This window comes from Bacillus sp. PK6-16 (assembly GCF_056530295.1).
This window is the reverse complement of record NZ_CP096512.1, coordinates 21,992-40,606: the sequence shown is the minus strand read 5'-3', so window position 1 is coordinate 40,606 and position 18,615 is coordinate 21,992. Positions and strand designations below refer to the sequence as shown.

Below are 18,615 nucleotides of genomic sequence, written 5' to 3'. Positions count from 1 at the left end.
TGGTAAATGTCCCTATACATAGCGACGACACCCTTATCACTATGTCATCTACCACATTCCGTATATAACCATCTTCCGAAATGAGTTACGGTAGCCTTCCTTGTGCTATCGTTCAAGCAGTTTAGCTTTCATCCTTATCCATACTTCACATCTTGCCGTTCAGTCGTGATTCGATGATTAATCAACTTACGGCTTTCTTGACATGCTGTTGTCCCCCTTCAGTTTCCTTCCAAGGTTAGTCAAGTGATGCTAGGTCATTTAGGGAAAACCTAATGGTTTGCAGTCACCATGTTCTCTTACTCCCTCTACGGGCGCACTATATCGCCATAACACGCTTGATATGGTACGGCTTCTGGTCTAAGGCAATGATACATACCAGTATGTTTTACTTTTTGATACTGTTGTTGTGAAAATTTGATTGCTAATTCTTTCGTATACTTACCACCATTTGCGCCAACAAAATCAAAAAATCCTGTCCCGAAATTGTAAGCTTGAAGGGCTGTTTTGATATGATCCATGTCACCGGGACTCGTTACACCAGCTCTTTCTATCGCATGTTTAAATTCCTGTACACCTGCCCAAATACTGTAGTCTGGATCTGTAATACAGTTTGGTGATTTACAATATTTCGTATTAAAAGCCCCCTCTGATGATTGCATTGGATCGCTACCTCGTCCTCCGCTTTCTTGCATCATTTGAGCAAGCATTAAAGCGACAAACGGTTCCACGCCAAAAGCTTTCGCATGCTTCCGAATCGTAGGTTCCCATTTTAGAACTTCAGGTGAAACATTCATGACTTGCCCTTCACCTGTATACGTAATATCACCCGTGTCTGTTCCACTATCACTCCCCATTGCCGCAATAAAAATGCTTACTACTCCAAGTAAAAGAAAAGAAAAAAGACCCATCACAAGTAGTGCTAAAGTGATGAGCCATTTCTTTGGTATAATCTTTAAAACTAGATGCATAGTATTAAGCACCTCCCCCGAATAACATCAATTCTTCATCTGTTACTTCTACATGAAAATGAATGTTTTTTACAGCCCCAATACTTAAGATGACATCCCCTGTTGGCAAATGTGGAATCGCTGCAATCTCACTTTCACTTAACTGTCCTGCAAATACTTTTCGTAACATATCTAAACTGTTATTATCTTGCTGCATAATAAATTTGTACTGTGTAAGTTCAAATAACTTTTTAATTTCATCAATCATTTCTTGTGAAGATCCTTCCGGTACAAAATCCCGAATCGTGTGACTTGCATATAAAAGCCCTGCAAAATATTTTCGATCTTCTCGGCTAAATTTCGTTAAAAATTGTAGCGCATGAGCGCTTTCTTTTTTCGTGTTAATAATGTGATGCGCCTCGTCAATAATAATGAAATAACGAATTACATCTTCAAAAGCAAGTTGTTTTTTAGTATATGCCTCTAATTGTGGCGCACCATTGGATATCATTTCATCCCATATTAAATTAAAAACATTAAAAATTTGCGCTTGGAATACTTCCGGTTTAAAATTTGAAATGTTTCGTAAGGAAAACGATACAACTTGTTCTTTCTTGAAATCTTCAATTGTAGAAGGCCCATCAAATAATTGTGCATATGCTTCTACTAAATTCGTAAGATTTAATTCAATCAATTCTAAACGATGAATTCTACTGTCTCCTAGATTATCATGATGTTTTTTAGCTTTTACATCTTGATATAATTCTTTGCGAACAAACATTAAAAAGTCAGAGAAAATAGGATATTCTTTTGGTTTTCTTGTTGTAATTTCATTTTTCGCTCCTTTTTCATCATTCCATAATCCCATACGAATATATAATTTACGAAGCAAATTTTCATATTCTTTAATTTCATCATCTTTTGCTTCTGGCGCAATGAATCGATAAAAAATTGTAAGTTTAGATAAATGCTGAGTGAAACTAACTTCCTCAAGTTCTGCTGTCTTATATACTTGAAGTGGGTTAATTTGACCTTGCGAACCATCTAATGCAATTGTTTTCCCGTTCACATCACGTACTGTTTCCTCAAATTCACCTACAATATCAAAAATACGAATAAAATGACCTTTACTTGCATAGTCTACTGATTTCTTTTTTAGTAATGTTGATTTTCCAGCACCAGGCTTTCCAATCATTACACCGTTATAAAACTTTCTTTGTTCGTCTTTATGAAAAATATCAAAAATAACATTTCCTTTTGTTTTCGTTGTTCCATAATACGTACCGTATGGATCGTGCAAATAAGAATAATGAAACGGACACCCACCAGCCAAACTGACTGCCGGAATTTCTTTCCCTTTTCTTCGGTTCACATAATTTTTTTGTGTATCAAAGCTTGTTACGAGTGCATCCCACTCATATTCTTGTTCATTTAAAAAAACAGCTCCACGAAAGTTATAAGACTCTAATGTTTCCATGATTTCTTTTACTTGTTTTTCTAACTCATCTAACGTTCTAGCAGAAACATAGATACGGATATGAATACGTTTCATGACCTCACCTTGTTTCAAATCCGTATAGAGAGCTTCCAACTCTAAAAATTCATTTTTCGCATCAATCCGATCTATATTATCCTTTGCTGTATCATGCCGAACACTTTGTTCACTCATGGATTTATTAATCGATTCAACGACTTCTTTTCGATCATCACTCATTACATCTAATGTTGTGATCACATTTGGCATATTCATAATTTGCTCTAACCAAAAATCATTTACCTCTGTTGGAAAGTCAAAAACATGAATACAAGTAGCAAATCCATCACCTGTTTGCACATAGCTTTCTTTAAAGCTGATCCCCCCTTGTGGCTGAACTCTAGCCACTAAATAAGGGTTGTAACCTTTCTTCTTTTTTAGTTCTTCTTGTTTTTCCTTTTTGGATTTTTTACTTTTGAACGCAAACATCTTATTTCCCCCTTACTACCATATATTTTTCGTTCCCAATTTTGCATTTTGATTAAACAATTTAAACATAAGCTCTAACTTTTTCTCTTCATCTACATCTAATAGTTCGGTAGAGCGTTTAATATACCGCTTTGCTGCATCTACACGTTCTTTTACGATCAATTACGTTTCTCCGTAAATGAATAAGAAGGCTTCCCGATTTGTTCTGCCCCATTCTAAAAACTGAAGTTCTTTTAACTTCTGATTTAAAATCCGTTCATACAAAGGACTGGTACATTCTTTAATTTTCTTCTCTATATAACGTTGTTGTTCTGTTGTTTGACATGGGAAGTTTAAAAAAACGAGTTTAATGGACTGTTTGTAGGCTTGATAAAAATAAGCATGTGAGAAAATAACAAATGCTTGCTCGTCGCTATTCTTAGAAAACATATCGTCACCTTCCACTTGAAGAATTTCTAAAAACTCCTCATTTTTCAGTTCAAATATGCCATCCTCTGTCATGTCTACAATTTGCATAATTTCGGCAATACTTTTCTTTACCTTTGGTGGAGCTTCTTTCTTTTTTCTAGATAAAAAACCTAACAGTTTTGGATTTTTCTTTTTCGAAGTGTCTTTCTTTGGCTTTTCTTTCTTCTGTTTTTTTACTTTTGGTTTTACCTTTGGTTTTTCTTCTTTCTTTTTGTTGGGTACCACCTTCACAATTTCTTTTGGTTCAGAAATTGATTCTTTTACGTTTTTTTCGTTAAATCGAAATGCATTTTTCTTCGGTCTTTCTAGTTGTTTTGGCTCTTCTTTTTCTACATCTTTTTCGCTGAATAACGCCATATGTGATCCCTCCCTTATTGATCGTTATCAATGGCGCAATATGCACCTTTCCTTCTTAGCAAAGTAATAATCAATACCTCATACATTCGTTTTTGAGGATTCGTACTTGGTCGCCAAATCATGATAATTGCAATAGCTACCATGAAAAGAATAAATGGTAACTGAAAGGACTCATGTACGAAGTTCCTAAGAATCATTGTTACAACTAATAAACCAATTAATAAAAAGAAATCTATTAAATAAAGCACTTTATTAATCCGTAATTCTGTACTGATTTCCTTCGGAATCCGATAGCTTCTCATCGGGATTCCCTCCTTTTCGACAATAAAAAATAAGCGTACGATTACGCTTATTTTTTATCTGTATTATTTTTGTTTTTGTTTACAATATCTCTCCAACTTTTACCCGTGTTTTGCCCCATCTGATAAAAACGCTTTGTATTCTGTACCGTTTCCGAATTATGAATGCGCTCTTGCACGCCTCTTACCTTTTGTTTCACCGATGATGTAGTATTTTTAACTTTTTCGGTTGTATATTGTCCTAATGTTCGTGTTTCTTGACCTCTACTTGCTGCCACTTCTTTATCACTTTCATAAGGAATAATTGGGCTACTATGTGTCACCGTTACAATGTCGGCTGGTGCCGGGCTACTTCCGCTTGGTACTGATCTTGGTGTTTCCACTGGTGCCGGGCTACTTCCGCTTGGTACTGATCTTGGTGTTTCCACTGGTGTCGGGCTACTTCCGCTTGGTACTGATCTTGGTGTTTCCACTGGTGCCGGGCTACTTCCGCTTGGTACTGATCTTGGTGTTTCCACTAGTGCCGGGCTACTTCCGCTTGGTACTGATCTTGGTGTTTCCACTGGTACCGGGCTACTTCCGCTTGGTACTGATCTTGGTGTTTCCACTAGTGCCGGGCTACTTCCGCTTGGTACTGGTCTTGATATTTCCATTGGTGCCGGACTTCCTCCACTTGGTACTGATCTTGGTGTTTCTACTGGTGCCGGACTTCCTCCACTTGGCACTGATCTTGATGTTTCCATTGGTGCCGGGCTACTTCCGCTTGATATTGTTCTTGATGTTTCCATTGGTGCCGGGCTACTTCCGCTTGATATTGTTCTTGCCGTTTGACTTCCTTCACTTGTTCCTTGTCTTACTGTTCCCGGTGTTTGACTTCCTTCACTTGCTCCTTGTCTTACGCCTCCTGGTGTTTGACTTCCTTCACTTGCTCCTTGTCTTACGCCTCCCGGTGTTTGACCTCCTTCACTTGCTCCCTGTCTTACTGTTCCTGCTGTTTGATTTCCTTCACTTGCTCCTTGTCTTACCGTTCCTGGTGTTTGATTTCCTTCAATCGCTCCTTGTCTTACGCCTCCTGGTGTTTGACTTCCTTCATTTGCTCCTTGTCTTACCGTTCCTGGTGTTTGATTTCCTTCATTTGCTCCTTGTCTTACCGTTCCTGGTGTTTGATTTCCTTCAATCACTCCTTGCCTTACTGTTCCTGCTGTTTGATTTCCTTCATTTGCTCCTTGTCTTACGCTTCCTGGTGTTTGACTTCCTTCATTTGCTCCTTCTCTTACTGTTCCCGGTGTTTGACTTCCTTCAATCGCTCCATTTGATTTTCCAGCTTCTTTCATTTCATCTTGAAGACTTGTTGTTCCCGATTCTTGCCCATTCGCTCCCCCTGGGTTTTCGTTCCCTCCTTTTTTCATGTCTTCTTGAATAGATGGCGTACCACCATTCTTTTTATCTTTTTCCTTATTTAAGTTACCTTTTTCTTTTTCATTTTTTGCTAAATCATTACCATTTGCTTTTTTCTGATCCGCTTTTTTCATTTGATCTTGCAATGAATCTTTATTTTCAGACTCATTTCCATTTTTTAAGCCACTTATGAGACCAGCCATTCCACCTGTTGCCATCGCTGCCGCACTTGCTGTTTTAGCTGCTGCAACACCAGTTCCTTCTGCTGCATCTTTCGCTCCTTTTCCAATCATATTCCCGAGACTCTTCATTGGTTTTGAATTTGCGAGACTGCCAATTCCTTTACCAAGTGCGAAACCACCTACTAACATGCCCCAACTGCTTTTTAACCCAATATCTATACCAAATAACCTTTCTACGACTGACGGTCCATCTAGTACTGCCATACTAAATGCTGCTAATGCAATCAGATACGGTACACCATTTAATTTGTCATGGAGAAAAGCTGTTCCTATTAGGTATAGCTTCAAAGATAGGAATATTATAATCGTTGCTATAAATATATTGAGAATATTGGATAACACGGCTTTTAACTTTTGACCATTCGCAACATCGGCTGGTGCTAATATGTTTGCTAACAAGTAGTTAAATGCCAATTCATAAAATAATCTAGCTAACTTAATACTTACTAACAACAAAGTTAATCCTGTTATCAGTAAAGTAAAGAATATATTCCAGAAATTCCAATGCCAGCGATAATACTTTTCTGGAAAGAAATCAAACCATCCATCTTTTAATTCGGCTAAAGATGCGACTCCTAAAGCATCCATTACTCTTTTATTCTGCAAAATTTTCTGACCATCATCCGATAAATTTTTATCCTTTGTGAACGTAAAATCTTTATCTATTTTTTCAGTAATATCTATCTGTCTAATGTTTTTTTCAGGAATATTGTTTTTCGGATTCATATCCTCTTTCTTTTTCCATCCATTTTGATCTATTACTGCAACATCCGTTATATTCTTCTTAATAATTTCATCACTTAAAGAACCCTTTTGTTCAGATTTCACAACCGCTATGGCATCATCAGTGAACTTATCAACCTTTGTCATACCAGTACTTAATAAACAAAGTACACTCAATGTTATGAAAATATTGATGATAATTTGAGAACGGTTCATTTGTTTGTTCATAATGAACATGTAGCCAATATATAAAAACGATATGGCCAAAAGAACAACAAACAATGGATATAACATATCAACAAAATTTTGTATTTCTGGTGAATTAAAGAATCCTTTAATCCCCAGTATGGCATCTGTCACACCTTCTAAAGCATCTACAACTAAAGATAAGCCTACAATTAAGAACCATCCTAACCAACGTAATACATAATTCACGATGTCTCCTACTTGAAGATAATCCGAGAACGTTTCTAAAACCTTTAAAATTTCCTCATCTTTCACGATTTACCCCCCTCTCATGCTTACTATTGTCCCAATACTTCTTTTGCTGTCCAACTCACCCTTTCATTTAGTCTGTCGATACGAATAATCAATTTTCCTTTTTGTTCCCGATCTACTGAAAGGAAAAGAACCGCATCTTCTAGACCAAGAATGACCTCATTTTCTTCTGTCACAAATGGCGAGTAGCTATCTAAAATCAATTGCATTTTATCCGTGATTGTCGGTACACACATTCCCTCTTCCTCCTTTATGTTTGGAATCAAAAAAGCACTCAATTATTTGAGTGCTTTTTAACTTGTTACTTGTTCTTATTCTTCTAAATCACGCAAGATTCGATTAATCTTGTTTTCGACTGCTTGATACACATTTTTGTCGATGTGGTCATTGTGAGCTAACATTTGAAATTCACTGTAAAACTCGCCCACTTCTTGATTTTCAACTTCATCTGTTGATTTACCTAATTGCGCTAAAAAGAACTTATCAACCAGTTTCAAAACTGCTAAATCAGATTCGAAAAATTCATTAACCGTTTTTTCCTTCCAATTTTCAATGGAGAGCGAATTAAACGGGCTATCTTCCTGCTGAAACGCCTCTTCCGGAATATCTTCACCAATTCCCATCATTGTTGGTTCTTCTACTGGCTGCGGTGTCTCTATTTGGGAAGAAGCTTCTTGTTCTTGTTCTGGTTCTGATGTTTTTTTCTCAATTTGTTCTGCTTTTCTCTCTCCTAGAAAATCAACAATAAGTGATTTTGGATTTACATCATCATGTAGAGAATCAATATCTATATCTAAAATAGATTTATCTGTATCGAACTCTACTCCTAAGTACTCCCATCTGTATTTTAAGGCTGTTTCCCCCGTATTATAAATTGGGCGAGGTCTGATCCGTTTTCCGTTATTATCCTGACGTTTTATGACACGACTAACGGCACTTTCTCCTTCTTTAAAATTCATAAGTTCATTTGCTGTTAACAGTGGGCGCTGATCTAGACCTTCCGTTTTATTTTTATCAGTAGAAAGACCTTTTCCACTTCGGGAAGGTAGGTTAATTGTCTGATTCCCTAGTTTTTTGGACACTTTTTCGGCGGTTTCTTGATCGTTAGTTAAAATGTAGATTGTATTCCCACAGTTTCCATCAATCGTATCTGCATCCTCACCATACTTATTTTTTAATTGTGCATATGCTTGGATTACAAGATTAAAGCGAACATTTCTACCAAGACAAACCGTGATAATATTCGCCATTCCTTCAATACTCGGCATATTTCCAAACTCATCTAAGATAAAAACCACCTCACGGTGACATTTCCCTCCACGAGCAAGGGATGCACCTTTAGCCAATATGAAATAAAGTTGTCTTACGAAAATAGAAGCAATCACATGGTTCGAAGAATCAAAGTCTGGCGTAATCATAAAAATAGCAACTGGTTTATTGAAATAATCGACTTTTGTTATTTTCATATCTTCATTGTCTTCTATTACTTTAAATTCTGTATGACCCGTCTTTTCATCTATTTTCGTAATGGAAATAGATGCTTTCTTTTTCTTATTGTCCTTTTCATTACATTGAATGGTATCTCCGACTTTTATTACTTTCTTGAAATCTAATGTAAAACGTCCTGTAATATCTGCCTTGATAGACTCCTTTGAGCCATCTGGAAATACAATTTCCACTCTTTTTCTAGGTATTACTTTTCCTTTTATCGTTTTTCCAAAACCGACACGTTTTAAATCCACACTATTTTTTGCTGTCATTTTAGCGATTTCATCAAATGTAAAAATAGAAAGTCCGTTCATGGTTTGGGTGAAAATCCCGCCTCGTGTCGTTCCTTTTGAGAAATTTGAGGTTGCATATTGCATTTTCGCAACACTATCCGTTGGTAAGCCTTCAAAGTATAAATCTAATGCATTTTGTGGATCTACTTTCGGATCTACGATTATCTCTTTTGAACCAAGTTCTGATAACATATTTGCAACTGCATACATTGTAATTTTTTCTTCTGCACCTTCCGCAATACATTTATCTGTAACGGCTAATATCATGGCGTTACACAAGCTCATAGCGCACTGTTGCCAAAAAGGATCTTTAACATTCGGATTGTAATATAAAGTGTGTGAGAGCGTTTTACATAGTGCTTGCGCTGTTGAATAATCCCCCTCTTTATAGGCATCTTTTACAAGTTGCAATAAGTTATAACTCATAGAATCAAGTGGGTTTAACAAATTCAAGACTTCAATGTGATACCCTCGTTTTTCCAACGTTTCTTTTGAAGCACTAAATAGTTGTGCGTGATAGGTAAAGCTTTGATATCATCTCCACCTTTTCCCCCACCTAACACCGTACGCGACAGTTTCCCGTCATACGGCGTCCCATCATTTTCAGCTAATTGATATAAGTTAATTTATACAGTTATCGGTTCATTTTCAGCCTCAGTTCTGAGTGTATTCAATTTACTTAATTGCTTATCGTTCAATTTCAACGCCAAGAGCGCAGCTCTGATCTTATTCTTATCTGTCATGTGAATTAATTGATGTATATATTTATCCACAATTATTAAGTTGTGATATTTATCAGTTCCACCACTTTTCAAAGGAATCTTATGATGACAATGTACCCTATCTATACCTATAACTTCTTCAGTTACATAGCACTTTCCGTATTGTGCAACATACCTCGATATCCTGTTATCATTGTATTCAATACTCCTATTTCGGGAGTATGTTGCCATGGCTTGTTTTAAGACATCCTTAGGTATGATTTTAAGATTCTCATGAATTTTATTACGACCTTTTGCGGTGTAATTGCATATATTTTGTGAGAAGTTCCATGGATTCTTATGATGTACGCCTGTAACTGGAAGTAAAGGTGTGGCACAAACTGTATATATTTTAGTATGAGACTGAATTCCTTTGGCACGTAGTTGAAATTTCTTAGGAGTTTCATAAAATTGAATTACTTTTCCATTTTCACTGAGCCTGTTTTTCATGGATTTGAGTAGAGTGTAGTTAATTTTTGTAAAATCTATATAAATTTTAGTAGCGTACCTGTAATAATTTTGAATGCCAATAAGGGTAATATTAAATTTAAGTACATTTTCTGATGTTGGATGCCTTTGGATTTCTTTTACCTTATCCTTTAGAATTCTTTTGGTGTTTTGTATAGCTTTGTCCGTCATACTACTTTTGGCAACATAGCCATGTTTAGATTGACCTTGTTGAACCAACTTCACTTTAAACCCCAAAAAGTTCGAAGAATTCTTTTTAAGATTAACTACTTTAGATTTTTGCTCATTAATTTCAAGTCCTAATCTCGTACGCAAGAAATCAATGGTGGCATAATAATATCTTTTGGCACCAATATATGTTCTACACATGATTTTAAAATCGTCAGCATACCGCACAATGAACCCATCTTTAAGATTGGTGTATTTGCGAGCATAGCCCCTAAAGGCTATAGCCGTCTTATAATTCTTAGGCTGAAAAGTTTCCCATTGATTGCTAATCCACCAATCCAATTCATTTAAAACCACGTTGGATAATAGAGGAGATATAATACCACCTTGCGGTGTTCCTTTAGTTGGGATACCTTCTCCTTGAACTTCAGATTTTAAGATTTTCGAGATAACACTTAGGAGTGATTTATCACGCACACCTAAGGTCCATAACTGCTTGAGTAATTTCCCATGACTTACATTATCAAAGAAACCTTTGATATCTATGTCTACACAATAATGCTGACGCCCTAGATTCATTAGACTCACCATTCGACTGAGCGCATGATGAGTACTTCTGTTTGGCCTAAATCCATAACTATGATTATGGAATTTCGCTTCACATATGGGTTCAAGCACTTGTAAAATGCTCTGTTGGACAAGTCTATCCCAAATAGTAGGAATACCTAATGGACGCATCTTATCGCTTCCCTCTTTTGGGATGTATACTCTCTTAACGGGGTGTGGTCGATACCATTTCAATCTTTTTCTGACTTGTTTTACTACCTGTGTATCATTTAAATGCCAAATATCTTTAATAGTTAATCCATCTACGCCAGCGGTCTTACTACCCTTATTTGTTTTAATATTTCTATACGCTAATCTAATATTTTCTTCTGAACCAATCATATCCATTAACTTATAGAAATTGTTACCGTTAAGACTATAGGAATATAGTTGATCATATTTCGTTTGCATATCGTAGTATTCGCTATGTCTTAGCTTGGTTTTCTTTAACATGGGCTGTAGCCTCCTTATGGAGAAACACTACATCTCTTAGTCTTACTCGAATCCATGTTAACCGTAAGTAACAATTAGCCTGCAATTGACTAGTGGCTATCCCTCCACGTTCATTAGACGTTTCACAGGTACTATGCCACCACCTTCACTACCATAAATCTAGGTTATACGACTAACTAATCTCATTAGTGCTTTCCCTAGAAACGCTTCGTCAGAAGCAAGTCCTCTGCGTTGATAGCTTACCACGTTCCTTCATTCCTATCTGTACATACACTTTTAGGTTTCTCCTATGAGCCTGCTACCTTGATGTTGCCTGTAACAACATATGGACGTTCATAAAGGAGAGTCTTACTAGCCCACAGTAGCGACACTAATTGTGTCAGCATACCTTTCGATATGCTCCCGATATAGGCCCGTACCATCAGAGATTCGTCTGCACTTTCAAAGTTCGCGATTGCATCATCGTGCATTCTAACCATAAGTGTTTTGTAGACCCCCGGCCTATATGCTACACCATCCACCTCTGGACAGCTTTCGTGTATTTTAACTTACGGTAGCTCTCAGCCGACTTCTCCGAGCTTCAAACCGTTAGACTCTTGCCAATCTAACCGCATGTCGGAATATTAGAGGTGCCCTTCAAGGCGTTACCCTATCATTTGACAACTCGGAATGAAAGTTCACTGTTGAACAATTGTCCGACAGCGCCTAAGCTTTTCACTTAGGAACGTGTCGCACCGCCCTTGGGATCGTTCAGTATTAATGATGGTTTATATTCCGCTCTAGAATAGACATCAATTGTAGGAAATACATAAGTTTCCCCTTTACCAGAGCGTGTTGTACCGATAATTAAATTGTTTACTGGACTATCATCAATAAATACCTTGTCACCTAGCCGGGAGATAACAACACCACCGCCACCTTTAAATGAATCCTCTCGATCCGGTACTGCTCGATACTGCTTTTTCAGCTCTTCAACGGTTGTAAAACGACTAGATCCTTTCTGATGATTATTTAAGTTTTTAAAGGAAGATTTCAATTTGTACACTGTTCTCGCTATAGTTCCAATCACTACAAGGAAAACAAGCATGTAGTAAATCGGATGCTCTGCAATTGGCATCCGAAAAAGAAATCCTATCTCCATATGAAACGGTTTGGGATGTAATAAATCACTAAAAGTTGTTTCTATCAGCTCTAAGGATAAGTTGAGTAAAAAATTAGCGATCAATAACATTCCAACAAACAAAAAAGCACTCAATGGAATGAGTACTTCTTTTTCAGCCAATTTATATTTGATTGATATTTTTTCACTATACATATCAAAGCATCACCTCTGTTCAATCTAGCCACACGTATTACTTCTTTAAACCAAAGCCCGAATCATAATTATATTTTTCATACTCTGTTATCTTATCGAAATCATTCGTTACATCTAAAGATATGATATATCCGAATTTCTTAGTAATTTGGGCATCTGAGGGCATTTGTTGAAAACTTGCTACTACTTTTATATCGGAATCCTTCATTTGTTGGAGAAAGTATATAAAATCTTCCTGACATAAATAATTGGTTTCATCTACAATTACGTATTCATATTGTTTAGCTATATTTATCACATCTTCTGTAATTTTAAAATTCCCATACCCCTCATTCGATTCACAATCCAAGTGTTGTAAAGTCACATTACCCTCTGTTTGCTTCCCGAATGCTTCGTCTTCGTATTCCCTCACTGGATCTAACACTAAAACTTTTGATAAACTTAAAGCCATTTTCTTCAATTCCCTCGTTTTCCCTGTTCCCACTCGACCTACCACCATTAAACTTTTATCTAGACTTGAAATTTGTACTATTAACAAACATCTATATGCCCCCTTTCAAATTAAAAAGGTACTCTTTTTATGAGTACCTTTTTGGCAATATCAGTTGGTTTTTTCTTTATTTACTCGCTACCATCTTTTCATTTTGTTTCAGAACTGGCTTTTCTGGATTCGTTGGTTTCTCTGGTTCTGTTGGCTTTTCTGAATTTGTAGGTTTTTCCGGTTCTGTTGGCTTTTCTGAATTTGTAGGTTTTTCTGGATTCGTTGGCTTTTCCGGTTCTGTTGGTTTCTCCGGTTCTGTTGGTTTCTCTGGATTCGTTGGCTTTTCCGGTTCTGTTGGTTTCTCTGGTTCTGTTGGTTTCTCTGGTTCTGTTGGTTTCTCCGGTTCTGTTGGTTTCTCCGGTTCTGTTGGTTTCTCTGGCTCTGTCGGCTTCTCTGGCTCTGTCGGCTTCTCTGGTTCTGTTGGCTTCTCTGGATTTGTTGGTTTTTCCGGCTCTGTCGGTTTCTCTGGCTCTGTCGGCTTCTCTGGCTCTGTCGGCTTCTCTGGATTTGTTGGTTTTTCCAGCTCTATTGGTGGCTTTGTTTTTTCTGTCCCTGTATTTTCCGTATTACCATTCTCACCCTCCGTTATAATTGGTGAGTTCACAATTGTATCTGGTTTTTTCTCTGGTGGAAGAATATCACCTATACTCGCTACTGAAGAATCAATATTTTGATCACCGAATGCAAAATGATCTCCATTCACGGTGACTTGTGGCTTGTTATCTGTAATAGCTGCAATCACATTGTCTTTTGCTGTATCTTGAATTGATTTATCTACCGTTTCTTTATCAAAGAGTGCTAGAACACGAGAAGTAGTGTCATCCCCATTTTGAAGATTACTTACAATAGATTTTTCTTTAAAGTTAATTTTTGATTTATCCAGCTCTTCGAGTACATAAGCAACTTCATTATCCTTACTTTGAATTGCATTCTCTGTAATTGCTTCAAAATCTTGTTTGTTCAGATCTTTTTTCTTTTCCTCCGGCTTATTCTTATCTACTTTTTTTGTAATAGCTGATTTACTTTTTGATGATTCCTTACTTCCAAACCAACTGCAACCTGTCGTACTTAATATCAATGAACCACCAAGAAAAACAATTCCCATTTTTTTGTACAGATTCTCATAATTTAAAGGCATGTTATTCTCTCCCCCTTAGATGTTCTGTAGATCTTTATCAATTTTTTCAATCTTAGCTTTCTTTTCTTCTTCACTTATCGTAGATTGTTGAATATCTCGTTTCTCTAATTCTTTGACCTCTTTCATTACATTTTTATTTCCTTGCGTTTTAGCAAAGGAATAACAATCTTCATATTTTTTTAGATTTACAAAAGCTTCAACAATGAGTTTTTCACGTCTACCGTCCATATTGACTTTACCCTTAAGCTTAATTACCTCCTCATATTTCTTATTAAGTGCTGCTTTTTCAAAGTCGATTACATCATTTTTGACATCAATTTCATTGATTTTATTCATGTTGTCTATCCCAATAAAATAAGCAACCACACTTTCTGCAAATTTCGGTTCATATTGTAAGGCCTTATTTGCCTTTCCATTTAATAAATAAGTAAATAGAACTGCCTTCTGACTATCTTTATCTAATTCTGTGTAATTGACCTTATCGAAGTATTTAACGGCTTCTCCATACTGCTGAATGGCTGCCTGTTGTAATCCTTGTACTACATATTGTTCCGAGCCAGCATTTGCACTCGAAACTGGTTCGGAAGAGAATAACTTAAAGGCAAATATGGCACCAGCTCCAATTAACACCACGCTTCCTATGACACTCGCAATAATCTTGAATCCTTTTCTATTTTCCTTTCCAGGCTTTACTAGTGTTTTTACTTCATCCGCTGGACTATAAGAGGGTTCTTCCTTCCTTTCTGATGATTCTTCTTGATATTCATATTCTTCATGAAAAGGAGAATCATTGATTTCTTTTTCTAATGTTTCTAACAGCTCCTTCTTTTGTTCCTCTTGTTCTGGATCTAATTGCATCACATTCATTTTTTTAGAAATGTGATCAAAAATGTGATTTGCATATCTCGAACCAAGTGATAACGTACCGTTATAAATTTCATTAGAATGACCATCTAACAAATCGAAATCAATATGTTCTTGCCTCCCTGCCTCTCTATAAACTCGTTCTAATCGCTTCGTTAAGATATAAGCTTCATGAAACGAATATTGCTTACCCGACTCAATTTCTGTTCCATTGCTACTCTTAAAAATGACAAACATGGCTTCTCCTTTCTTCCGTTTGATTTAAATTTACTTCGATTAATCTTTTGAACTATTATTTTCAGCTTTATTGGTTGCGTACTTATGATAGATACAAAAAACAGAAATCAATACCCAAATAACGATGAAGAATATCAAAGCTCTTAACAGCCCTTCTGTTGTTGGTACTGTCATAATCGGTTGTATATTACCAATAACCGAAACGCTCTCCAATACACTTGTTAATCTCATAATTAACACCCCGATTGCTTAATAAAACTAAAATTTCACGAAAAAAAGGCAACAAAAAAAGCCATACCCTTTGCATAGCTCCCTCATTGCCTTACTTATATTTTTTCACTAGTTCATCCAGAAAAACGGGAATAAGATTTGACCAAATTTCACATTGCTATTTACACTCTCTGCTAAGTATTGGCATCCCATTACGATAACAAGTCCGGCTGCCCCACCAAGAAACCACCAAATACATTTATGTCTTCCTCGTTCACCGCCCCAAATTAATAGATAAGCGCCCCAGCAAAATACAATTGCTGTACTAACCATCGCCCCTCTTTGCATCCATGCAATAAATGAATTCCCTGTATTAATTAGACCGTCCATCGCATCACCTAACACTAACATTTGAGATAATGTTTCCAACATTGACATATACATTCACTCCCTTTTCATTTTTAAATGCTTATGCGTTACTAAGATGACTTGATTCATTCGCCTTGCTTTCTTCTTTCACTTCTGTTGATGTTGCTTTATAAGCCTGTAAAGCTTTCATTACTAGATCTTGATTTTCTTCAATGTATTTCTGATGATGTAAATGAAGCCAATGGTTATAATCCTGACCATTGGCTCTTAATAGGTTTGCTACCATATCTTTTTCTTTTTTTAATTCCCTCTGTGTAATCGCCACTATATCACCACCTTTCAATGATTATGTGATTACTTCTGATATTGCTCTTTGCAATTTTGAACAAAATAGGTAACTTCTTTTTCAAGTTCGGACTCTTTAAATGTGGAAAAATCAATATCTTTTTTCAATTTTCCTTTTTCATAATAAGCAAGGGAATCTCTTCGTTGTGATAAGCCCCAATCATGAGGATTACTTGAACCTGGAATGTCCTCATGATTTTCATTCAATCCCCTTACTTGAATCTTTTCCTTTTCAGCTATATTCTTTACAAGAAAAATCCAATCATTACTATGTCTCATATTAGAATTCAACATAACAAATCCTGTGCCATCCTCACTCATGAACTTCTTCATTTCTAACGGACTAAGTTCCATTACTTCCCCTTTTCCCGAGCTAAAGACAAATGTTGAACCAATACCAATTGCAATTAACAGTCCAACAACAGCGGAAATAATCCACCCTTTACGACTCATGCATGTTCCTCCCTATGTCATATTTTAATAAGCGATTTTGAAGTGTGATGAGACACTTTTAAACTTCAACATCTGTCTTTATTTTATAATATTTAAAGGAAAGTGGGATAGAAAATAGAAATATCATTTATGGCTGGAATGACGAAGCCTGTATTGGCATGCGTATAGAGACTAATCCCGACCTAGCTTCTATATGCCCAATACCGCACTACGTATTTTGGCGTGAACGTAGAACCTTATGTATCTACTGTTGTGATGTTCCTCGCTCCTTCAGAATGTCAAAATGGGATATTCCTCACGAGTACTGACACAAACAGGTCTTTGATACACTGCATTTCCCAGTGGTCACAGATGAGTTTTACGATCTTACTCACCCAACGATAATCGTATACCTAACCCCTCTAGTGACCTTTCGAAGGGAGGCACGCATATATATTGAAAGCCGTATATCATCCTTTTACATCAATACTGAAAGGAAAAGATACGCAATATATATTTAAATTGTCAAAGAGCAACTTACTTTGTGCTATGTTCTCAGCACACTTCAAAATCGCTTTTTTATTTACACTTTTGTTTTACAGCTACTAATTCCGCATGTTTATTTTTTCGTTTAGCAATTAAGTTTTGATGCTCATCTCTTACCGAGCGCACTTGATAATAAATTTGAGCTACCTTTTCGATGCTTCCTGTGCTATTTTCAATTGCGATGGTACCTTTCAGTTCGTATGTTTTTCCATCAAAAGTTTTAACACTGTGAGCTTGTGATGCGGCAATATCATAAAATGTGAGTCTTTTTTCTTTTCCCATATGAACGCCTCCTATTTTGATAAAGAAGGGAGAAAAATGCTTCTCCCTTGTCTAGTTTTCTAGCCATCTAGATAGGATGAAATAGTGAACGAGTGCTTTAGATCATGCTAGGATTGTTGTGTTATACGAGGTTATGATGCGTTGTGCTGCCTCTTTTCCGTATATGTGCTGTAATGCGGATTGAGATTCAACTACGATTGAATGCTGAATGTGGTATGTTGCGCTTTCTTTTAAAAACTGCTCCATATGAGGGATCGGGTACAAATCATATTGATGAAATACCAGGTGAATCGGTCTTATATTCTTGCATTCTGTTAGATATTGAAGAAAATTTGATAATGCTTCCCCTCTCTCTTGATACGTACTCGTTTCCGTTTCTACACTGATGTACACAACGGATTTTTGTTTTAGATCCATTTGTAATGTTTCATAACCAGTTAGTAAATCATGTTTAATGATGTGATATCCTTGTTTTCGTTTTTCTTGATGGGTATCTTCATAAAAGATGCCTTTCGGATCAAAAATGAAAATAAAATCATCTGTTGTTTTCTTCACACCTTCTATGACCGTTTTATAAGCTCCAAAACGAGCTTTTATGACACCTGCAACCTTTTCCCCTTCATTCAGTTCTTTCAACGCTCTAATCACCTTTGTATACTTCTTAGCAACGCCTAACATGTATTGCACTCCTTCCTATTTCATTTCCCTTTTCTGACTACTACTGAAACCAAAAATACTCTTTTTGTTCCCCTTGCTTTTCACGTTGATGTTTTTCAAGAATGTATAGCAAAGTAATAGTTATCGCATCCCTTGTTTCTTTTGAATAAAGACCTAGCTCATGGAAGATATGATAAGCTGGATGCTCATTCTCGAGCGAATCCACTACTTCTACCAAGTTCGCTTCGCTCTCATAGATTTTTTCCATGAACTGAATAACTTTCTTCACATCTAGGTAGTATAAGTTTTTATGCCGTTGATCCAAATATAAAATACTTCCTGCTAATAATTTCGTAGCGGACCCTATCCAATAATCATGTTGTTTTAATGGTTTAATTACAGTTTGAGCGATTGAAATTGCTTGCATCAATTCTTCAGACAACCAAGCACTCTTGCGCCGCACAACGCCTTCCCCAGGTTTCCCTAAATTTTTCATTTTACCGACGTAGATTTCTGACATTTCATTCCATCTCCCTCTCGGTTTCTT

15 protein-coding genes and 4 pseudogenes are annotated in these 18,615 nt (G+C 36.5%); all 19 read right to left on the bottom strand.

What is annotated here, in order from left to right; genetic code table 11:
- Window positions 1-314 precede the first annotated feature (314 nt).
- Window positions 315-968: pseudogene (locus tag M1D66_RS27435) on the bottom strand (lysozyme family protein); the annotation flags it as partial.
- Between the two features lie 4 nt (window positions 969-972).
- Window positions 973-2,910: a VirB4 family type IV secretion system protein gene (locus M1D66_RS27430; RefSeq protein ID WP_098281932.1), complete on the bottom strand. Its 1,938-nt coding sequence runs from the start codon at window positions 2,908-2,910 to the stop codon at window positions 973-975.
- Window positions 2,911-2,925: 15 nt separating this feature from the next.
- Window positions 2,926-3,735 (bottom strand): annotated as a pseudogene (locus M1D66_RS27425) (hypothetical protein).
- Between the two features lie 14 nt (window positions 3,736-3,749).
- Entirely contained in the window at window positions 3,750-4,037 is a 288-nt protein-coding gene (locus M1D66_RS27420; protein WP_001258281.1) for a DUF5592 family protein, read from the bottom strand.
- A gap of 47 nt (window positions 4,038-4,084) precedes the next feature.
- Window positions 4,085-6,898: a pLS20_p028 family conjugation system transmembrane protein gene (locus tag M1D66_RS27415; protein WP_479831996.1), complete on the bottom strand. Its 2,814-nt coding sequence runs from the start codon at window positions 6,896-6,898 to the stop codon at window positions 4,085-4,087.
- Window positions 6,899-6,921: 23 nt separating this feature from the next.
- Window positions 6,922-7,131 carry a hypothetical protein gene (locus tag M1D66_RS27410; protein WP_016128119.1) on the bottom strand — a complete coding sequence of 70 codons (210 nt, stop codon included), beginning with the start codon at window positions 7,129-7,131 and terminating at the stop codon, window positions 6,922-6,924.
- A gap of 75 nt (window positions 7,132-7,206) precedes the next feature.
- Window positions 7,207-9,186: pseudogene (locus M1D66_RS27405) on the bottom strand (VirD4-like conjugal transfer protein, CD1115 family); the annotation flags it as partial.
- Between the two features lie 116 nt (window positions 9,187-9,302).
- Window positions 9,303-11,132: a group II intron reverse transcriptase/maturase gene (gene ltrA, locus M1D66_RS27400; protein ID WP_242555389.1), complete on the bottom strand. Its 1,830-nt coding sequence runs from the start codon at window positions 11,130-11,132 to the stop codon at window positions 9,303-9,305.
- A 736-nt stretch (window positions 11,133-11,868) separates the two neighbouring features.
- A pseudogene (locus M1D66_RS27395) lies at window positions 11,869-12,447 on the bottom strand (type IV secretory system conjugative DNA transfer family protein); the annotation flags it as partial.
- 37 nt (window positions 12,448-12,484) lie between these two features.
- Window positions 12,485-12,946 carry a hypothetical protein gene (locus tag M1D66_RS27390; RefSeq protein ID WP_242555392.1) on the bottom strand — a complete coding sequence of 154 codons (462 nt, stop codon included), beginning with the start codon at window positions 12,944-12,946 and terminating at the stop codon, window positions 12,485-12,487.
- 118 nt (window positions 12,947-13,064) lie between these two features.
- Window positions 13,065-14,126, bottom strand: a complete 1,062-nt coding sequence (locus tag M1D66_RS27385; protein ID WP_242555387.1) for a hypothetical protein — start codon at window positions 14,124-14,126, stop codon at window positions 13,065-13,067.
- A 15-nt stretch (window positions 14,127-14,141) separates the two neighbouring features.
- Complete coding sequence (locus M1D66_RS27380; protein WP_242555386.1) at window positions 14,142-15,227, bottom strand: hypothetical protein; 1,086 nt, start codon at window positions 15,225-15,227, stop codon at window positions 14,142-14,144.
- Window positions 15,228-15,266: 39 nt separating this feature from the next.
- Window positions 15,267-15,458: a hypothetical protein gene (locus tag M1D66_RS27375; protein WP_098212966.1), complete on the bottom strand. Its 192-nt coding sequence runs from the start codon at window positions 15,456-15,458 to the stop codon at window positions 15,267-15,269.
- A gap of 108 nt (window positions 15,459-15,566) precedes the next feature.
- Window positions 15,567-15,875 carry a hypothetical protein gene (locus M1D66_RS27370; protein WP_098212965.1) on the bottom strand — a complete coding sequence of 103 codons (309 nt, stop codon included), beginning with the start codon at window positions 15,873-15,875 and terminating at the stop codon, window positions 15,567-15,569.
- A 31-nt stretch (window positions 15,876-15,906) separates the two neighbouring features.
- Entirely contained in the window at window positions 15,907-16,131 is a 225-nt protein-coding gene (locus M1D66_RS27365; RefSeq protein ID WP_242555385.1) for a hypothetical protein, read from the bottom strand.
- A 29-nt stretch (window positions 16,132-16,160) separates the two neighbouring features.
- Window positions 16,161-16,604 (bottom strand): hypothetical protein, encoded by a 444-nt coding sequence (locus M1D66_RS27360; protein WP_242555384.1) that lies wholly within the window; start codon window positions 16,602-16,604, stop codon window positions 16,161-16,163.
- A 558-nt stretch (window positions 16,605-17,162) separates the two neighbouring features.
- Window positions 17,163-17,411: a hypothetical protein gene (locus M1D66_RS27355; RefSeq protein WP_000514061.1), complete on the bottom strand. Its 249-nt coding sequence runs from the start codon at window positions 17,409-17,411 to the stop codon at window positions 17,163-17,165.
- Window positions 17,412-17,513: 102 nt separating this feature from the next.
- On the bottom strand, window positions 17,514-18,089 hold the full coding sequence (locus M1D66_RS27350) for a TraM recognition domain-containing protein (protein WP_149174012.1): 576 nt from the start codon (window positions 18,087-18,089) through the stop codon (window positions 17,514-17,516).
- 40 nt (window positions 18,090-18,129) lie between these two features.
- On the bottom strand, window positions 18,130-18,588 hold the full coding sequence (locus tag M1D66_RS27345) for a type IV secretory system conjugative DNA transfer family protein (protein ID WP_242555383.1): 459 nt from the start codon (window positions 18,586-18,588) through the stop codon (window positions 18,130-18,132).
- Window positions 18,589-18,615: the final 27 nt, after the last annotated feature.

Excerpts from the sequence above, each read along its gene's own strand:
- M1D66_RS27380 (WP_242555386.1), bottom strand. The coding sequence starts at position 15,227 with ATGTTTGTCATTTTTAAGAGTAGCAATGGAACAGAAATTGAGTCGGGT.
- M1D66_RS27370 (WP_098212965.1), bottom strand. The coding sequence starts at position 15,875 with ATGTCAATGTTGGAAACATTATCTCAAATGTTAGTGTTAGGTGATGCG.
- M1D66_RS27355 (WP_000514061.1), bottom strand. The coding sequence starts at position 17,411 with ATGGGAAAAGAAAAAAGACTCACATTTTATGATATTGCCGCATCACAA.
- M1D66_RS27420 (WP_001258281.1), bottom strand. The coding sequence starts at position 4,037 with ATGAGAAGCTATCGGATTCCGAAGGAAATCAGTACAGAATTACGGATT.
- M1D66_RS27345 (WP_242555383.1), bottom strand. The coding sequence starts at position 18,588 with ATGTCAGAAATCTACGTCGGTAAAATGAAAAATTTAGGGAAACCTGGG.
- M1D66_RS27350 (WP_149174012.1), bottom strand. The coding sequence starts at position 18,089 with ATGTTAGGCGTTGCTAAGAAGTATACAAAGGTGATTAGAGCGTTGAAA.
- M1D66_RS27430 (WP_098281932.1), bottom strand. The coding sequence starts at position 2,910 with ATGTTTGCGTTCAAAAGTAAAAAATCCAAAAAGGAAAAACAAGAAGAA.
- M1D66_RS27385 (WP_242555387.1), bottom strand. The coding sequence starts at position 14,126 with ATGCCTTTAAATTATGAGAATCTGTACAAAAAAATGGGAATTGTTTTT.
- M1D66_RS27390 (WP_242555392.1), bottom strand. The coding sequence starts at position 12,946 with ATGGTGGTAGGTCGAGTGGGAACAGGGAAAACGAGGGAATTGAAGAAA.
- ltrA (WP_242555389.1), bottom strand. The coding sequence starts at position 11,132 with ATGTTAAAGAAAACCAAGCTAAGACATAGCGAATACTACGATATGCAA.
- M1D66_RS27360 (WP_242555384.1), bottom strand. The coding sequence starts at position 16,604 with ATGAGTCGTAAAGGGTGGATTATTTCCGCTGTTGTTGGACTGTTAATT.
- M1D66_RS27375 (WP_098212966.1), bottom strand. The coding sequence starts at position 15,458 with ATGAGATTAACAAGTGTATTGGAGAGCGTTTCGGTTATTGGTAATATA.
- M1D66_RS27410 (WP_016128119.1), bottom strand. The coding sequence starts at position 7,131 with ATGTGTGTACCGACAATCACGGATAAAATGCAATTGATTTTAGATAGC.